The following is a 17,094-nucleotide window of genomic DNA, read 5'->3' as shown; positions in this document are numbered from 1 at the left end:
GCCGACCCCGTGCGCACACGACTCCTTCCGCTCCTCATCGTCCTCCTCGCGGGGGTGCTGCTGGCCCTCGGGTTCCCCCTCGCCGCCAGCATCGCCGCGGCCGAGCAGCAGCGCGTGGTCGTCGACCGCATCGACGACACCGCCCGCTTCGCGGCCCTCGCCCAGTTCGTCACCACGCGGCCGTCCGACCAGGCCGCCGAGACGGACGAGCGGTTCAACACCCTGCGCGCCGAACTCCTGCGCTACGAGGAGCTGTACGACATCAGGGTCGGCATCTTCTACCGCGACGGCGCGGCCATGGCGGTCGCCCCACGGCGCTGGCAGGTGCCCTCCGACGGTGAGGGTCAGCGGGCCTTCCAGGAGGCCCTGGCGGGGCGCCGCAGCCACGACCCCGGGCAGGTCTGGCCGCTGCAGCACCGGCGGCTCGCCGTCGCCTCCCCCGTCATCCGCGACGGCGACGTCGTCGCGGTCGTCGTCACCGATTCGCCCACCGGGCAGCTGCGCTCGCGCATCCTGCACTCCTGGATGCTGCTCGTGGCGGGCGAGACCGCCGCGATGCTCGTCGCCGTCGCCGCCGCGTTCCGCCTCACGGGCTGGGTGCTGCGCCCCGTACGGACCTTGGACGCCGCCACGCACGGCATCGCCACGGGGCGGCTGAACTCCCGCGTCGCCGCCGACAGCGGGCCGCCCGAGCTGCGCCGCCTGGCGCGCTCCTTCAACGAGATGGCCGACAACGTCGAGACCGTCCTGGAGCAGCAGCGCGCCTTCGTCGCCGACGCCTCGCACCAGCTGCGCAATCCGCTCGCCGCCCTCCTGCTGCGCATCGACCTCCTCGCCCTGGACCTCCCCTCCGACCACACGGAGGTCGCCTCCGTACGGACCGAAGGCAAGCGCCTCGCGCGCGTGCTCGACGACCTCCTCGGCCTCGCCCTCGCCGAGCACGCCGCCGCCGACCTCCAGCTGACCGACATAGCGGAGATCGTCACCGACCGGGTGGGGGCCTGGTCACCGGTCGCCGACCGGGAGCAGGTGGCGCTCACCTACAGCGGCCCGGCCGCGGTGACGGGCTGGGCCGACCCGGTCGCTCTCTCCAGCGCCCTCGACGCGGTGGTGGACAACGCGCTCAAGTTCACGCCAGGAGGCTCGCCGGTCCACGTCAGCATCGAGGTCGAGGGCGACTGCGTCGGCATCACGGTCGCCGACGGCGGCCCCGGCCTGACGGACGAGGAGCTCACCCGCATCGGCGACCGCTTCTGGCGCAGCAGCCGCCACCAGAACGTCTCCGGCTCGGGCCTGGGCCTGTCCATCTCCCGGGCCCTCCTCGCGGCGGGCGGTGCCACCCTCACGTACGTCCCCAACGAGCCGCAGGGCCTGCGGGCGGTGATCAAGGTGCCACGGCAGGGAGGGGTCGCGACCGGAGCTCCTCAGGGCCTGACCGAGAAGTAGTGGCCGCTCACGGCTTGACCGACAGGTAGTAGCGGCGTGCCCCCGCGTGCAGCTGCAGGGGATCGGTGAAGATCGCCGTACGGAGATCGACCTTCTGCGCCGCGTGCACCGTCTGCCCTATGCGGTCCCTGCTGTTCATCACGGAGCGGGTGACGCTCTCCGCCAGCTCCGGATCCGCGTGGTCCATGGTGACGAGGAGGTTCGCCACCGCCAGCGTCTTCACCGCCTGCGTCGCCCGCAGCTCCGGGTAGGCGTCCACGGGCATCACCGCGGCCCGGTAGTAGTGCGTCTGCGGCCCCTGTGCGTGCAGCGGCGCGATCAGGTCGCTCAGCTGCACCAGGCGGATGGACAGCCGCAGGCCGAGCGTCTGGACCGCGTTCGTGGGCAGCCCCCCGGACCAGAAGAACGCGTCCAGCTCCCCCCGCTCCAGCAGCCCCGGCATCCTGTCGATGCCGACCCGCACCGGCGTGATGTCCTTGTCGAAGTCCAGCCCCGCCGCCTTCAGCAGCCGCCGCGTGATCAGCTGCACCCCGGAGTCGTCCGTCCCCACGCCCACCCGCAGGCCCCGCAGGTCCCGCGCGGACTGCACCCGCGAGGACTTCTCCACCACCAGCTGGATGTAGTCGTCGTACAGCCGGGCACAGGCGCGCAGCCCCGCCGCGCCCGGCTTCCCCTCGTCGCGGTAGGTGGCGACCGAGTCCGCGGTGGCCAGGGTGAAATCCGCCTCACCGGAAGTGAGCTGCCGCAGGTTGTCGATCGACCCCTGGCTGCGCCGCAGGCGCACGTCCAGCGCCGGCATGTCGTGACCCAGGTCCTCCTTGAGGAGGTCCCCGTACTTGGCGTACACGCCCGTCGGCACCCCGGTGGCGAACGACATCCGCCCGGCCGGCGACGTGTCGCCGTGCAGGGACACCAGCCACCACACCAGCAGGACGAGCACGGCGGCGCCCGCCGCGGCCGCACGGAGGACGCGGCGCCTTCCAGGGCGCGGGGAAAGGGAGAGGCGGGTTGTCCGGGGGACCACGTACCCTGGTCGATTGAGATGAGTGCGAAGACATACGAGGTGCGCACCTACGGGTGCCAGATGAACGTCCATGACTCCGAGCGGCTGTCGGGCCTGCTGGAGGACGCGGGCTATGTCCGTGCGCCCGAGGGCACCGCGGAGGGCGACGCCGACGTCGTCGTCTTCAACACCTGCGCGGTGCGGGAGAACGCCGACAACAAGCTCTACGGCAACCTCGGCCGGCTGGCCCCCATGAAGACGAAGCGTCCCGGGATGCAGATCGCCGTCGGCGGCTGCCTCGCCCAGAAGGACCGCGACACGATCGTGAAGCGGGCCCCCTGGGTCGACGTCGTCTTCGGCACGCACAACATCGGCAAGCTGCCCGTGCTGCTCGAGCGCGCCCGCATCCAGGAAGAGGCGCAGGTCGAGATCGCCGAGTCCCTGGAGGCGTTCCCCTCGACGCTGCCGACGCGCCGCGAGAGCGCCTACGCGGCCTGGGTGTCCATCTCCGTCGGGTGCAACAACACCTGCACGTTCTGCATCGTCCCGGCGCTGCGCGGCAAGGAGAAGGACCGTCGCACGGGCGACATCCTCGCCGAGATCGAGGCGCTCGTCGCCGAGGGCGTCAGCGAGATCACCCTGCTCGGCCAGAACGTCAACGCCTACGGCTCCGACATCGGCGACCGCGAGGCGTTCTCCAAGCTGCTGCGCGCCTGCGGCAAGATCGAGGGCCTGGAGCGGGTCCGCTTCACCTCCCCGCACCCGCGCGACTTCACCGACGACGTGATCGCCGCCATGGCCGAGACGCCGAACGTGATGCACCAGCTGCACATGCCGCTGCAGTCCGGCTCGGACACCGTCCTGAAGGCGATGCGCCGCTCGTACCGCCAGGAGCGCTTCCTCGGCATCATCGAGAAGGTGCGCGCCGCCATGCCGGACGCCGCCATCTCCACCGACATCATCGTGGGCTTCCCCGGCGAGACCGAGGAGGACTTCGAGCAGACCATGCACGTCGTCCGCGAGGCGCGCTTCGCCAACGCCTTCACGTTCCAGTACTCCAAGCGCCCCGGCACCCCCGCGGCCACCATGGAGGGCCAGATCCCCAAGGAGGTCGTGCAGGCGCGCTACGAGCGCCTCGTCGCCCTCCAGGAGGAGATCTCCTGGGACGAGAACAAGAAGCAGGTCGGCCGCACCCTGGAGGTCATGGTCGCCGAGGGCGAGGGTCGCAAGGACGACGCCACGCACCGCCTCTCCGGCCGCGCGCCCGACAACCGCCTCGTGCACTTCACCAAGCCCGACGAGCCGGTCCGCCCGGGCGACGTGGTGACCGTCGAGATCACCTACGCCGCCCCGCACCACCTGCTCGCCGAGGGCCCCGCCAAGGGCGTGCGCCGCACGCGCGCGGGCGACGCGTGGGAGAAGCGCACGGCCGCTGCCGCCGCCAAGCCGGCCGGCGTGATGCTGGGCATCCCGTCCATCGGCGCCCCCGCGCCGAGCCCCGCTCCGGCCGCCTCCGGCTGCGGGAGCAGCTGCGGGGACTGACGCACCGCCCGCGGCCCGGTGACGCCCCGGGCCGCGACTGCGCGGAGCGCCCGGCGGGCGTATCGTTCCCGCCATGCTCGTCGCCGCCGCCGTATGCCCCTGTCCGCCGCTGCTCGTCCCGGAGGTCGCCGCCGGGGCCGCGCCCGAGCTGGACGGCCTGCGGGCCGCCTGCCTCGACGCGGTGGGCGTCCTGGCCGCCGCCCGGCCCGACCGGCTCGTGGTGCTCGGCCCCGCGCCGCAGCCGGGCCGCGGACCGCACCCGCAGGGCTCCAGGGGATCCTTCCGCGGCTTCGGGGTCGACGTCGACGTGCGCCTGGGGCAGGGCACGCACGAGGCGGATCGGGAGCTGCCCCGGTCCCTGGCGGTGGCCGCCTGGCTCCTGGAGCGCACGCGCTGGGCCGACGCGCCCGTCGAGGGCCTGGGCGTCGGGGAGACGCTGGACGCCGAGCAGTGCCTCGCGGCAGGCCGTGAGCTGGCCGACGGGGACGGGCGGACCGCTCTGCTGGTAATGGGCGACGGCAGTGCCTGCCGGACCCTCAAGGCGCCGGGTTACCTCGACGAGCGTGCTGCGGACTTCGACGCGGAGGCGGCGCGGGCGCTGGGGTCCGCCGACACCGCGGCGCTCGCCGCGCTGGACGGCGGGCTGGCTCAGGAACTCCAGGCCGCGGGACGCGCCCCGTGGCAGGTCCTCGCGGGGGCCGGCGAGGGCGCCGGGCTCAAGGGGCAGCTGCTGTACGACGAGGCGCCCTACGGGGTGGGGTACTTCGTGGCGGCCTGGTCGTAGCGGGCGGCTCCAGCAGCGGCCTTCAGCGGCTGCTGGCGGCCTTTCGGCGCCTCCGGCTCCCTGCGGCGCCTTCCTGACCCGAGCGGCCGCCAGAGGGCCGTGCAGAGCCTTCTGCGGTCCCTCGGAGGCCGGTGCGCGGCCTCGGCGGTACTCCCGGCACGTGGAGCCGGCGGTCCGCCCACCACCCGGAACGCAGCGACGGGGCGTGGAGCAGATGCTCCGCGCCCCGTCGCCGACGAGGGGACAGCGCCGGGAACCTCCCGGCAGCCGTCAGGGTGCCGGGGTGCCGGAGCCCCCGCCCTTGCCGCCTTCCTTCTCGGCGAGCCGGTCGATGGCTTCCTTGGCCTTGCCGGTGCCCGTGTGGATCTGGCTGCTGTACTTGCCCTTGGTCTTCTCGTCGACCACCTTGGCGACCTTCTCCAGCCCCTGATCGATCTTGTCCCCGTGCTGCTGCGCGAGATCGCCGATCTTGTCCTTCGCAGGGGCGAGCTTGGCCTTGAGTGCGTCCAACAGGCCCATGGCGCCTTCCCTCGTCTTTCTGGTTCAAGAGCTACTTACGGGCGCCCTCACCGGCCTCGCTGTCGACGGCCTTCTCCGCCGACTGCTGCTTGGGGATCTCGACCCCCTCGGAGGCCTGAGCCTCGGCCTCGGTCTCGCCGGACTCCTCCGCCTCGGTCGCCTCGGCCCCCTCCTCGGTGGCGTCGGCCGATTCCGCCGTCAGAGTGGCCGTTGCCGCCTCTTCGGTTGACGCCTCGGACGCCTTGCGGCGAAACCTTGAAAACACGCCCATATCTACTCCATTACCTTACTGGTGTGTGCGAAGTCCCGCGTCGCCCGGGGTGTGCCGGTGCACCGCAACAGGGCACCGGCCCGCGAACCGGCTCTCGGAACCTCGCAACAGGCAACGACCCCACCGGCGCCGCGTCACGTCGCTCGTTCGTGGGGTGCGGGTGGGGTTTGCGAGACTGATCCGGTGAAAAACCCGGTGAAAAACGCAGTTCCCGCCCCGCGGGTCATCGCCGTCGTGGGCCCCACGGCGGCCGGCAAGTCCGATCTCGGCGTCGCCCTCGCCCAGCACCTGGGCGGGGAGGTCGTCAACGCCGACTCCATGCAGCTGTACCGGGGCATGGACATCGGCACGGCCAAGCTGACCCTGGAGGAGCGGCAGGGCGTGCCGCACCACCTCCTCGACATCTGGGACGTCACGGAGGCCGCGAGCGTCGCGGAGTACCAGCGGCTGGCCCGCGCGGAGATCGACCGGCTCCTCGCCGAGGGCCGCACCCCCGTGCTCGTCGGCGGCTCCGGGCTCTACATCAAGGGCGCCATCGACGCCCTGGACTTCCCCGGCACCGACCCGGCCGTCCGCGCCCGCCTGGAGCAGGAGCTCTCCGAGCTCGGCCCCGGCGCCCTGCACGCCCGCCTCGCCGAGGCCGACCCGGCCGCCGCGCGCGCCATCCTGCCCGGCAACGGCCGCCGCATCGTGCGCGCCCTGGAGGTCATCGAGCTCACCGGCCGCCCCTTCACCGCGAACCTGCCGGGCGAGGAGCCCGTCTATGACGCCCTGCAGATCGGCGTCGACGTCGAGCGCCCCGAGCTGGACGAGCGCATCACCGTGCGCGTGGACCGCATGTGGGAGGCGGGGCTCGTCGACGAGGTGCGCGCCCTGGAGCGCCAGGGGCTGCGCGAGGGCCGCACTGCCTCACGCGCCCTCGGCTACCAGCAGGTGCTCGCCTTCCTGGCGGGGGAGTGCACCGAGGACGAGGCGCGCGCCGAGACCGTCCGGGCCACCAAGCGGTTCGCGCGGCGCCAGGACTCGTGGTTCCGCAAGGACACCCGCGTGCACTGGCTGAGCGGAGCGGCCGACCGCAGGGCGGAACTCCCCGGGCTCGCGCTGGCGTTGCTCGAACGGGCGGTCACAGCCTGATCACGTGATGGCATCGGGAAGCTACGCGCGCCATTCCGGTCTGCGCGGGCGTGCCATCATCGAGCTTCGATCGAGCCGTGAAGTCCGGGTAGGGAGGGCGCGTGGCGATGGAGGCCGGCCCTCGCGACAGACCGCAACAGCCGCCGCGGAGGGCGAGCCTCCCGGCGGTGGCCGGGGCAGATCCGGAGGAGCTGACTCCGGACGGCCCCGAGGACGCCGAGGGAACCGCCGAAGCCGGCACCCCCGCGCCCGCGTCGTTCCGCGAGCTGCGCCCGCAGCGCAGGCTGCGCATCTGGCAGCTGGCCCCGATCGTCGGGCTGGCCGCCGTCGGCTCGCTCATGTTCGCCTTCCCCCTCGCCTTCGAGTTCGGCGACGGCGGGCCGGTCGTCGCCATGCTCGGCCTGCTCATCAGCTGCTGCGCCGCGGGCTGGGGGGTGATGGCCGCCCGCCGGGTCGGCTACACCTGGCCCGGAATGCCGGCCCGCGGCTCTGGCAAGCGCCCGGACTGGCGGTACGTCGCCTCGTACGCGGCCCTCGTCGCCCTGGTCGTCGTCCTCGCCGTCTGGCGCGTGGCGCGGCTGCGCTGAGCAGACCCCGGCCGCGGGCCGTCCGGGGCCGCAGCTCGGCACCGGGCCTCACCGGGGTGAGTGCGGGCGGCCCCCGTACCATCGAATCGTGAGCACCGCACAGATCGCCTTCCTCAAGGGTCACGGCACCGAGAACGACTTCGTGATCATCCCCGACCACGACGGCCGCATCGAGCTGTCCCCCGCCGCCGTCGCCGTGCTGTGCGACCGCCGCGCGGGCATCGGTGCCGACGGCGTGCTCCGCGTCGTCCGCTCCGCGGCCCACCCCGAGGCGCAGGCCATGGCCGGCGACGCCGAGTGGTTCATGGACTACCGCAACAGCGACGGCAGCATCGCCGAGATGTGCGGCAACGGCGTCCGGGTCTTCGCCCACTACCTCCACCACGCGGGCCTCGTCGAGGCGGGCGACATCACCCTCGCGACCCGGGCGGGCCTGCGGCACGCCCACATCGCCAAGGACGGCCCCGGGGCCGCGGCCGGGGACGTCACCGTCGGCATGGGGCGGGCCGTGCTCCCGGAGGGCGAGGTGACCGTCACCGTCGGCGGACGCAGCCGCCCCGCGCGCAACGTGAACATGGGCAACCCGCACGCCGTCACCTTCGTCGGCGACCTGGCCGAGGCGGGCGACCTCTACACCGCTCCCGCCGTGGCCCCCGCGGAGGCGTACCCCCACGGCACCAACGTCGAGTTCGTCGTCGACCGCGGGCCGCGGCACGTGGCCATGCGCGTCCACGAGCGCGGCTCCGGCGAGACCCGTTCCTGCGGCACGGGCGCGTGCGCGGTGATGGTCGCGACGGCCCGCCGGGACGGCCTGGACCCGGCCGTGACCGGTCTGCCCGTCACATACACCGTGGACGTCCCCGGCGGGCGCCTGGTGATCAGCGAGGCACCGGACGGCACGGTCGAGATGACGGGCCCCGCCGTGATCGTCGCGGAAGGCACCTTCGAGCGCTCCTGGCTGGACGCGGCGCTCGCCTGAGGGTGCTGCCCGGACGGCTCCCCGGCGCACTACCTCTTTTCCGGTCCCTGCGCCGGACTCCCGGCGGCGTGGCTCGCTCGAATGGGTGATCCGTTTCACTCTGGGCGAGAGCGGGTGAGCAGCGCGTGATGGGCTCGGTAGCATCAAGCACCGGTACGGAGGCGTGCAGCCGACCGCCGGTCGACGCTGCCGGAGGTGCCCCCATGAGCACAGACGCCACGCACGAAGGTGCTCCCGGCCGCAGGCGCGGCCGCGCCCGCCTCGACCTGAGACGGCTGGGGCGCGCGGCGCTCGGCGGCTCGGGCGCGCGCGGCAGGCTGCCGGACGCCATCGACCACGTCGCCAAGGTGCACCGGGCCCACCATCCGGGCGCGGATCTCGACATTCTCCGGCGGGCCTACCTCCTCGCCGAGTCCTCGCACCGCGGCCAGACCCGCAAGAGCGGCGAGCCCTACATCACCCATCCGCTCGCCGTGACCCTGATCCTGGCCGAACTGGGCGCCGAGACGACCACCCTGACCGCCTCCCTCCTCCACGACACGGTCGAGGACACCGAGGTGACGCTGGAACAGGTCCGCGGGCAGTTCGGCGAGGAGGTCCGCTTCCTGGTCGACGGCGTCACCAAGCTGGAGAAGGTCGACTACGGCGCCGCCGCCGAGCCGGAGACCTTCCGGAAGATGCTCGTGGCCACCGGCAACGACGTGCGGGTGATGTCCATCAAGCTCGCCGACCGGCTGCACAACATGCGCACGCTGGGCGTGATGCGGCCCGAGAAGCAGGTCCGCATCGCCAAGGTCACGCGGGACGTGCTCATCCCGCTCGCCGAGCGGCTGGGCGTCCAGGCGCTCAAGACCGAGCTGGAGGACCTCGTCTTCGCGATCCTCCACCCCGACGAGTACGCCCGCACCCGCGAGCTCGTCACCGGGCACGCCGCAGGGCTCGCCGCCCTGGAGACGACCGCGGAGCGGGTGCGGGGCGTCCTGCGCGAGGCGGGCATCGCCGCCGACGTCCTCGTCAAGCAGCGTCATTTCGTCTCCGTGCACCGGGTGCGCCTCAAGCGCGGCGAGGTGACCGGATCGGATCTCGGCAGGCTGCTCGTCCTCGTAGCGGAGGACGCCGACTGCTACGCGGTCCTCGGCGAGCTGCACACCTGCTTCACTCCGTTCATCTCGGAGTTCAAGGACTTCATCGCCACCCCTAAGTTCAACCTCTACCAGTCGCTGCACACGGCCGTCGCGGGACCGGGGGGAGGGGAGCCCGCCCAGGTCCTCATCCGGACCCACCAGATGCACAAGGTCGCCGAGGCCGGCGTCGTCGCCCTGGGGAATCCGTACGCCACGCCCGAGACGCCCGATGCCACGGACGGGGAGCGCGTGGACCCCACCCGGCCGGGCTGGCTCTCGCGGCTGCTGGAGTGGCAGCGGGCCACGCCCGACCCCGACACCTTCTGGACCTCCCTGCGCGACGAGCTGGCCCTGGACCGCGAGATCACCGTCTTCCGCGCCGACGGCGGCACGATCGGCCTGCCCGCCGGGGCGAGCTGTGTCGACGCCGCCTACGCCCAGCACGGGGACGGCGGCCACAGCTGCATCGGCGCCCGCGTCAACGGCCGCCTCGCCACGCTCAGCACGGTCCTGCGCGACGGCGACACCCTGCAGCTGCTGATGTCCCGCGACAGCGCCTCCGGGCCCTCCCCGGACTGGCTGGAGCACGCCCGTACGCCCGCCGCGCGGATCGCCATCGAGCGGTGGCTGGCCAGCCATCCCGCGGGGGAACCCGCTCCGCCCGTCCCGCTCGCCCCGGGCCGCCCCTGCCCGCCGCCCCGGGCCACCGCTCCGGCCGCGCGGTGGCCCGTCGCCGTCACGGCCGACGGGGCGGACCTGGCGGCCGCGAGCGTACGGCTCGCGGGCTGCTGTACCCCCGTCCCGCCCGACGAGGTGACCGGCTTCGCCGTGCGCGGGGGCGCGGTGACGGTGCACCGGGCGCAGTGCCCCGCGGTGCACCGTATGGTCGCCTCCGGGCGGGAGCCCGTAGGAGTGCGCTGGAGCAGTCCGGAGGGCGGCGGCGCACGCGACTACCGCGTCACCCTGCGCGCCGAATCCTTCAGCAGGCCGCACCTCCTTGCGGATCTGACGGAGGCCATCGCGGCCGAGGGGGCGGCAGTCATCTCGGCGGCCGTCGAGCCGCCCCACGAGCAGCGCGTCCGCCACACCTACACCCTGCAGCTGCCGGACGCGGCCCAGCTGCCGGAGCTGATGCGCGCCATGCGGCGCGTCCCGGGGGTCTACGACGTCGCGCGGGCCGGCCGGCCGGTGGCCACAGCGCAGCTCTAGCCGGAGCGGCCGGACAGCCGCCCGGAGGGTGCGCGGTGTATCGCGGGGCGCCGGGGGCCGTCCCCCGGACGAGCACCTGTCGCACAGCCTTCCGGCACGCTCGTACGGGTGGGGCGGCGCCGTGCCGCCACCGCGCGGGGCCCTCGCGCTGATAGCGATGGAGGCATGCCGCACTCATCCGGGAAGCCCGCCTCGGCCCGCCGGCGGTCCGCGCGCCGCCGCGCCGTCCTCGTAGCCGCCCTCTCGGCCCTCCTCATCGGAGCGGCGGCACCACCCGCCGCGAGCCCCCTGGGCGTCGGCGACCGGCTCTTCCCGGACCTCGGCAACCCCGGCTACGACGTGGCCGCTTACGACGTCACCTTCGACTACCACGGCAACGACCGGCCGCTCGACGCCGTCACCACCATCGCCGCCCGGGCCACCACGAACCTGGACCGGCTCAACCTCGACTTCAGCAACGGCACGGTCCGCACCGTGACGGTCAACGGCCTGCCCGCAAAGTTCACCTCCGTCAAGGAGGACCTCGTCGTCACGCCGTCCGTCGCCCTGCCGGCCGAGGGCCTGTTCACCGTCGTCGTCCGGCACACCAGCGACCCGCGCAACGGCAGGGAAGGCGGCTGGATCCGCACGAAGGACGGGCTGGCCATGGCCAATCAGGCCGACGCCGCCCACCGCGTCTTCCCGTGCAACGACCACCCCTCGGACAAGGCCCGCTTCACCTTCCGCGTCACCGCGCCCAAGACCCTGACCGTCGTCGCCAACGGGCTGCCGGCGGGCCGTACGGTCCGCGGGGCGAACGCCACCTGGGCGTACCGCAGCGAGCACCCCATGGCCACGGAGCTGGCCCAGGTCTCCGTCGGCCGCTCCGTCGTGGTCCACCGCGCGGGGCCGCACGGCCTGCCCGTGCGGGACGTCGTCCCCGCCGCCGACCGGCAGCGCGTGGAGAAGTGGACGGCGAAGACGCCCGAGCAGATCGCGTGGATGGAGGGGAAGGTCGGGCCGTATCCGTTCGAGAACTACGGCCTGCTGATCGCCGACGCGTCGACCGGATTCGAGCTGGAGACGCAGACCCTCTCGCTCTTCGAGCGCGGTCTGTTCGTCCGGGACGACATCCCCGCCTGGTACCTCGAATCCATCATGGTCCACGAGCTCGCCCACCAGTGGTTCGGCGACAGCGTCAGCCCGCACAGCTGGTCCGACCTCTGGCTCAACGAGGGGCACGCCACCTGGTACGAATCGCTGTACGCCGAGCACAAGGGCGGCCGGACGCTCGACGTCCGGATGCGCGCCGCGTACGAGCACTCCGACGCCTGGCGCGCCGACGGCGGCCCGCCCGCGCTGCCCAAGCCGCCCGAGCCCGGCAAGCGCACCAGCATCTTCAGGCCCGTCGTCTACGACGGGGGCGCGCTGGTGCTCTACGCGCTGCGCCAGAAGATCGGCGCGGCGGCGTTCGACCGGCTGGAGCGCGAGTGGATCACCGCCCACCGCGACGCCAGCGCCACCACGGAGGACTTCGTCGCCGTCGCTTCCCAGGTCTCCGGCCAGGACCTGCGGGAGTTCCTCAAGGACTGGCTCTACGGCCGGACGACCCCGCCCATGCCGGGCCACGCCGACTGGAAGGCGGCCCCGACGGCCGCGAAGACGGCTCCGAAGGCCGCGAAGGCGGCCCGTAAACCCGCGTGACGCTCCGCCGACCACGTGGGACCATCGACGGGTCGGCGAGGCCGCCGGCCCGGGAATCTCCGGGGCCGCCCGCGCGTTGTCGACGGTGCGGCCACTGCATGAGCGGCCGCCCCTCCCAACGATGCAAAGGATCAAATGACCTCCTCTTCTTCCCTTCCCCAGGACCGGCAGAGCCTTCCGGAGAGCCTTCGGGCCGACGCCCTGATGGAAGAGGACGTCGCCTGGAGCCACGAGATCGACGGGGAGCGCGACGGCGAGCAGTACGACCGTTCCGAGCGGGCGGCCCTGCGGCGCGTGGCCGGTCTCTCCACCGAGCTGGAGGACGTCACCGAGGTCGAGTACCGGCAGCTGCGCCTGGAGCGCGTGGTGCTGGTCGGCGTCTGGACGTCCGGCACGGTCAGGGACGCGGAGAACTCCCTCGCGGAGCTCGCCGCCCTCGCCGAGACCGCGGGTGCCCTGGTGCTCGACGGCGTGGTCCAGCGCCGCGACAAGCCGGACCCGGCCACGTACATCGGCTCCGGCAAGGCCCAGGAGCTGCGGGACATCGTCCTGGAGTCCGGCGCCGACACCGTCGTGTGCGACGGTGAGCTCAGCCCCGGCCAGCTCATCCAGCTGGAGGACGTCGTCAAGGTCAAGGTGGTCGACCGCACCGCCCTGATCCTCGACATCTTCGCCCAGCACGCCAAGTCCCGCGAGGGCAAGGCACAGGTCTCCCTGGCACAGATGCAGTACATGCTGCCCCGCCTGCGCGGCTGGGGTCAGTCGCTGTCCCGGCAGATGGGCGGTGGCGGATCCGGCTCGTCCGGCGGCGGCATGGCCACCCGTGGCCCCGGTGAGACCAAGATCGAGACGGACCGGCGGCGGATCCGCGAGAAGATGGCGAAGATGCGCCGGGAGATCGCGGAGATGAAGACCGGCCGCGACGTCAAGCGCCAGGAGCGCCGTCGGAACAAGGTCCCGTCGGTCGCCATCGCCGGTTACACCAACGCGGGCAAGTCCTCCCTGCTCAACCGGCTCACCGGAGCCGGCGTCCTGGTGGAGAACGCCCTGTTCGCCACCCTGGACCCGACCGTGCGCCGGGCGGAGACGCCCAGCGGGCGGGTCTACACCCTGGCCGACACCGTCGGCTTCGTCCGGCACCTGCCGCACCACCTCGTCGAGGCGTTCCGTTCCACCATGGAGGAGGTCGGCGATTCCGATCTCATCCTGCACGTGGTCGACGGCTCGCACCCGGCGCCGGAGGAGCAGCTGGCCGCCGTGCGCGAGGTCATCCGCGACGTCGGCGCGGTGGACGTCCCCGAGATCGTCGTGATCAACAAGGCGGACGCTGCCGATCCGCTGACCCTGCAGCGGCTGCTGCGGATCGAGAAGCACTCGATCGCGGTGTCGGCGCGCAGCGGCGAGGGCATCGAGGAGCTCCTCGCCCTGATCGACGCCGAGCTGCCGCGCCCGGCCGTGGAGATCGAGGCGCTCGTGCCGTACACCCACGGTTCCCTGGTCGCGCGGGCGCACGCCGACGGCGAGGTCCTCTCCGAGGAGCACACCCCGGAGGGCACCCTGCTCAAGGCACGGGTGCACGAGGAGCTCGCCGCCGAGCTCCAGCGGTACGTGCCTGCGGCCCGCGGCTGACGGCGCGCGGCGCCCGGACCTCCGGGCGCCCGGGCGTGACGGCGACATGCGGAAGGCCCGCTCCCCGTTCGGGGGAGCGGGCCTTCGCGATGTCACCGGTTGGCGAACTTCCCGCTGATGGCGTTGTAGACGCCCTGGGCCTCCGGGCCCAGGCGCGGGCCGGCCAGCCAGGTGCTGTTGGCCGGGCCGATCGAGGTGTTCGAGACCAGCTTCACCTTGCCGTCGGGCCCCTTGGCGAACCAGCCGCCGCCGGACGAACCGCCGGTCATCGTGCAGCCGATGCGGTACATCGTCGGCTGGTTGCTGTCGAGCGTCAGCCGGCCCGGCCGGTCGATGCAGTCGTACATCTTCTGGCCGTCGAAGGGCGCCGCCGCCGGGTAACCCCAAGCGCCCATGGACGGGATGGACTTCACCTGAGGCGTGCTGAAGTCGACCGTGAGGGCGTTGCCGACGGTCTCCTCCAGGGACTTGCCGGAGCCGGCCTCGGGCTTCACGTGCAGCACGGCGAAGTCGTACGGGGCGCCCCCGCCGCCGGTCTCGGCACCCTGCTTGATCCACTGCGAGGAGGTCTGTGCCCAGTCCGCCCACCACACGCCGTACGGGGCGACGTCCTGCACCGGCGCGCTGTTGACCTGAGCGCCCGGCAGGCCCTTGTCGTTGTAGGACGGCACGAAGGCGATGTTGCGGTACCAGCCGCCCTTCTGGCCGGCGTGCACGCAGTGGCCCGCGGTCCACACCATGTTGGACTTGCCGGGGTGCGCCGGGTCCTTGACGACCGTCGCCGAGCAGACCATGTGGCCCGCGGGGCTGTCGAAGAAGACCTTGCCGACCGGGGCCGCGTTGTTGTGGTACGGCACCGAGACGGACTTGGCCTGGACCGGCCGCGGCTCGGGGTCGGTGACGCCCTGGTCACCGGAGGCGCCCGGCGCCGTGCCCGGCGCACCCTGCGTGGCGAGCGTCTTGTCGCTGGGGCGGGCGTCCTTCATCGTGTCGGGCTTCCAGTGGCCCTTGATGATGGGGTTGATGAAGTCGCGGGCCTCGCGGAGCCACTGCTCCTTGTCCCAGTTCTTCCAGGCGCCGTTCTTCCACTTCTCCAGGTCCTTCAGGGAACTGGGAAGGTTCTTGGGCAGCTCGAGGCCCTCGTCGCCCTTCTGCGCGGCGGTGGCGCTGGGCTTGCCGCTCCCCGCGGCCTCGTCCTCGGTCGGGCCGCACGCGGTGGCGGTCAGCGCCAGCGCGGCCGTCAGAGCGGCCGCGGCCAGCGCGGGCCTGCGGATGGAAGGCATGAAGTGGGTTCCCCCTGATCGTTCTGTTCGGACGTGTCCGCAATGTCGCGGCCACGCTGTGGAGTTGTCATGCACCGCCCCAGCGGGGGGAGGCAGGGCCCCACTATGCCGGTGCGTGGGGAGACGGGAGCGGGCGGGTCCTCGGTTCCGCCGGGAAGGATCTTGACGGTGAGCCGTGATCCGTCGCGCGCCGCGTCGTTGGTACGTACGGGGGAGTGCCGACCAGCGTTCAGCAGCAGGAGGAGCCAGACCCGTGGCCTTGACTCAGCTACCGCCCACGGAGCCGTCGGCCGCAGCGTACGAAGGCATCCTCCGGCGGCAGTCGTCCCGCGAATCCGCCGCGCGTACGTACGCCCGGTCGCTGCCCATCGTGCCGGTGCGCGCCCGGGGGCTGACGATCGAGGGCGCGGACGGCCGCCGGTATCTGGACTGCCTCTCGGGGGCCGGCTCGCTCGCGCTGGGGCACAATCATCCGGTCGTGCTGGAGGCCATCCGCTCCGTCCTTGACTCCGGCGCGCCCCTGCACGTGCTCGACCTGGCCACCCCGGTCAAGGACGCCTTCACGGACGAGCTGTTCACGACGCTGCCCCGGGAGCTGGCGGAGTCGGGCCGCATCCAGTTCTGCGGCCCGGCCGGCACCGACGCCGTGGAGGCCGCCTTCAAACTCGTGCGCACCGCCACCGGCCGTGACGGGCTGCTCGCCTTCACCGGGGCCTACCACGGCATGACGGAGGGGGCGCTCGCCGCCTCGGGCGCGGCGCCGAGCGTGCGCGTGACCCGGCTCCCCTACCCGCAGGACTACCGCTGCCCCTTCGGCGCGGGCGGGGAGGACGGGGCACGGCTCGCCGCCCGCTGGACCGAGAGCCTCCTGGACGATCCCAAGAGCGGAGTGCGCCGCCCCGCCGCGATGATCGTCGAACCGGTGCAGGGAGAGGGCGGCGTGCTGCCCGCGCCCGACGGCTGGCTGCGCGAGATGCGCGCGCTCACCGCCGCACGCTCCATCCCGCTCATCGCCGACGAGGTGCAGACGGGAGTGGGCCGCACCGGGGCCTTCTGGGCCGTCGAGCACAGTGGCATCGTGCCCGACGTGATGGTCCTGTCCAAGGCCATCGGCGGGAGCCTCCCGCTCGCCGTCATCGTCTACCACGAGGACCTCGACACCTGGCAGCCCGGCGACCACGCCGGCACCTTCCGCGGCAACCAGCTCGCGATGGCCGCGGGAGCGGCCACCCTGCGCCACGTCAGGGAGAACGGCCTCGCCGAGCGCGCCGCGTCGCTGGGCGCGCGCATGCTGGACCGCCTGAGGCGACTGGCGGGGGAGTACGACTGCATCGGCGAGGTCCGCGGGGCCGGGCTCATGATCGGCATCGAGTTCGTCGCCCCGGAGGGGGAGCCCGGGCAGATGTCTGGGGCGGGGCCGGGGCAGGAGCCCGGGTCGGGGGCAGGGCAGGAGCCCGGGGCGGAGCCGGGGCCGGACGGCGCCTGCGATCAGGGCTCGTGGAACGGCCCCCGGCAGCGGTCGGGTGACGGCGCGGCGCCCCGTGCCATTCCGGCGGGCAGCCCGGCATACGGCCCGGGGGCCGGCCGCGAGCCCGCCACCCGGGGTACGGCGCATCACTCCCCGGGCGAAGGCCACGCCGCCCCGCCGCTGCCGGCCTCGCCCGTGCGGGCCGCGGCCGTCCAGCGCGAGTGCCTGCGCCGCGGTCTGATCGTCGAGCTGGGCGGCCGGCACTCCTGCGTCGTACGCCTCCTGCCGCCCCTGACCATCACCGACGAGCAGACCGAGGCGGTCCTCGAGAGGCTCGCCGACGCCATCGCCGCGGTCTGCCGGCCCGGTCGCCGCATCCCCGCCCCGAGCACACCGAAGGAGGCAGGCGCCGCATCCCCGGCCTGACGCCGCG

Annotated in this window: 14 protein-coding genes; 10 read left to right on the top strand and 4 right to left on the bottom strand. The window is 73.3% G+C overall.

What is annotated here, in order from left to right:
* Positions 1-9: 9 nt before the first annotated feature.
* Positions 10-1,446, top strand: a complete 1,437-nt coding sequence (locus ACSNOG_RS04115) for an ATP-binding protein (protein WP_436751132.1) — start codon at positions 10-12, stop codon at positions 1,444-1,446.
* A gap of 7 nt (positions 1,447-1,453) precedes the next feature.
* On the opposite strand, the gene ACSNOG_RS04110 is transcribed toward ACSNOG_RS04115, so the two are convergent.
* Complete coding sequence (locus ACSNOG_RS04110; RefSeq protein ID WP_436751131.1) at positions 1,454-2,470, bottom strand: TAXI family TRAP transporter solute-binding subunit; 1,017 nt, start codon at positions 2,468-2,470, stop codon at positions 1,454-1,456.
* Positions 2,471-2,488: 18 nt separating this feature from the next.
* On the opposite strand from ACSNOG_RS04110, the gene miaB reads away from it, so the two are divergent.
* Positions 2,489-3,991: a tRNA (N6-isopentenyl adenosine(37)-C2)-methylthiotransferase MiaB gene (gene miaB, locus ACSNOG_RS04105; RefSeq protein ID WP_436751130.1), complete on the top strand. Its 1,503-nt coding sequence runs from the start codon at positions 2,489-2,491 to the stop codon at positions 3,989-3,991.
* A 73-nt stretch (positions 3,992-4,064) separates the two neighbouring features.
* Positions 4,065-4,775, top strand: coding sequence for a class III extradiol dioxygenase subunit B-like domain-containing protein (locus ACSNOG_RS04100; RefSeq protein ID WP_436751129.1), 711 nt, complete (start codon positions 4,065-4,067; stop codon positions 4,773-4,775).
* A gap of 270 nt (positions 4,776-5,045) precedes the next feature.
* On the opposite strand, the gene ACSNOG_RS04095 is transcribed toward ACSNOG_RS04100, so the two are convergent.
* Positions 5,046-5,294 (bottom strand): antitoxin, encoded by a 249-nt coding sequence (locus ACSNOG_RS04095; protein ID WP_436751128.1) that lies wholly within the window; start codon positions 5,292-5,294, stop codon positions 5,046-5,048.
* Between the two features lie 31 nt (positions 5,295-5,325).
* Positions 5,326-5,565, bottom strand: a complete 240-nt coding sequence (locus ACSNOG_RS04090; RefSeq protein ID WP_436751127.1) for a hypothetical protein — start codon at positions 5,563-5,565, stop codon at positions 5,326-5,328.
* Positions 5,566-5,760: 195 nt separating this feature from the next.
* On the opposite strand from ACSNOG_RS04090, the gene miaA reads away from it, so the two are divergent.
* The 6 genes from miaA to hflX all read left to right on the top strand — a co-directional run bounded on the left by miaA (position 5,761) and on the right by hflX (position 13,910).
* On the top strand, positions 5,761-6,699 hold the full coding sequence (miaA, locus tag ACSNOG_RS04085; protein WP_436751126.1) for a tRNA (adenosine(37)-N6)-dimethylallyltransferase MiaA: 939 nt from the start codon (positions 5,761-5,763) through the stop codon (positions 6,697-6,699).
* 107 nt (positions 6,700-6,806) lie between these two features.
* On the top strand, positions 6,807-7,286 hold the full coding sequence (locus tag ACSNOG_RS04080; protein ID WP_436751159.1) for a hypothetical protein: 480 nt from the start codon (positions 6,807-6,809) through the stop codon (positions 7,284-7,286).
* Between the two features lie 88 nt (positions 7,287-7,374).
* Complete coding sequence (gene dapF / locus ACSNOG_RS04075) at positions 7,375-8,265, top strand: diaminopimelate epimerase (RefSeq protein WP_436751125.1); 891 nt, start codon at positions 7,375-7,377, stop codon at positions 8,263-8,265.
* A 203-nt stretch (positions 8,266-8,468) separates the two neighbouring features.
* Positions 8,469-10,598, top strand: coding sequence for a RelA/SpoT family protein (locus tag ACSNOG_RS04070; protein WP_436751124.1), 2,130 nt, complete (start codon positions 8,469-8,471; stop codon positions 10,596-10,598).
* 165 nt (positions 10,599-10,763) lie between these two features.
* Positions 10,764-12,281 carry a M1 family metallopeptidase gene (locus ACSNOG_RS04065; RefSeq protein ID WP_436751123.1) on the top strand — a complete coding sequence of 506 codons (1,518 nt, stop codon included), beginning with the start codon at positions 10,764-10,766 and terminating at the stop codon, positions 12,279-12,281.
* A gap of 135 nt (positions 12,282-12,416) precedes the next feature.
* On the top strand, positions 12,417-13,910 hold the full coding sequence (gene hflX, locus ACSNOG_RS04060) for a GTPase HflX (protein ID WP_436751122.1): 1,494 nt from the start codon (positions 12,417-12,419) through the stop codon (positions 13,908-13,910).
* A gap of 92 nt (positions 13,911-14,002) precedes the next feature.
* Here the strand turns inward: hflX and ACSNOG_RS04055 are convergent, their stop codons facing one another.
* On the bottom strand, positions 14,003-15,193 hold the full coding sequence (locus tag ACSNOG_RS04055) for a trypsin-like serine peptidase (protein WP_436751121.1): 1,191 nt from the start codon (positions 15,191-15,193) through the stop codon (positions 14,003-14,005).
* A gap of 253 nt (positions 15,194-15,446) precedes the next feature.
* Here ACSNOG_RS04055 and ACSNOG_RS04050 point away from each other — a divergent pair, with 253 nt between their 5' ends.
* The gene (locus ACSNOG_RS04050; RefSeq protein WP_436751120.1) at positions 15,447-17,087 is read left to right on the top strand and encodes a diaminobutyrate--2-oxoglutarate transaminase family protein; all 1,641 of its coding nucleotides are present in this window, start codon (positions 15,447-15,449) and stop codon (positions 17,085-17,087) included.
* Positions 17,088-17,094: the final 7 nt, after the last annotated feature.

The sequence above is a fragment of the Streptomyces sp. URMC 124 genome, from assembly GCF_051386455.1.
GTDB lineage: Bacteria > Actinomycetota > Actinomycetes > Streptomycetales > Streptomycetaceae > Streptomyces.
This window is presented reverse-complemented; position numbering and strand designations above follow the sequence as displayed.

Excerpts from the sequence above, each read along its gene's own strand:
- ACSNOG_RS04065 (WP_436751123.1), top strand. The coding sequence starts at position 10,764 with ATGCCGCACTCATCCGGGAAGCCCGCCTCGGCCCGCCGGCGGTCCGCG.
- ACSNOG_RS04100 (WP_436751129.1), top strand. The coding sequence starts at position 4,065 with ATGCTCGTCGCCGCCGCCGTATGCCCCTGTCCGCCGCTGCTCGTCCCG.
- ACSNOG_RS04070 (WP_436751124.1), top strand. The coding sequence starts at position 8,469 with ATGAGCACAGACGCCACGCACGAAGGTGCTCCCGGCCGCAGGCGCGGC.
- hflX (WP_436751122.1), top strand. The coding sequence starts at position 12,417 with ATGACCTCCTCTTCTTCCCTTCCCCAGGACCGGCAGAGCCTTCCGGAG.
- ACSNOG_RS04055 (WP_436751121.1), bottom strand. The coding sequence starts at position 15,193 with ATGCCTTCCATCCGCAGGCCCGCGCTGGCCGCGGCCGCTCTGACGGCC.
- ACSNOG_RS04095 (WP_436751128.1), bottom strand. The coding sequence starts at position 5,294 with ATGGGCCTGTTGGACGCACTCAAGGCCAAGCTCGCCCCTGCGAAGGAC.
- ACSNOG_RS04090 (WP_436751127.1), bottom strand. The coding sequence starts at position 5,565 with ATGGGCGTGTTTTCAAGGTTTCGCCGCAAGGCGTCCGAGGCGTCAACC.
- ACSNOG_RS04080 (WP_436751159.1), top strand. The coding sequence starts at position 6,807 with ATGGAGGCCGGCCCTCGCGACAGACCGCAACAGCCGCCGCGGAGGGCG.
- miaB (WP_436751130.1), top strand. The coding sequence starts at position 2,489 with ATGAGTGCGAAGACATACGAGGTGCGCACCTACGGGTGCCAGATGAAC.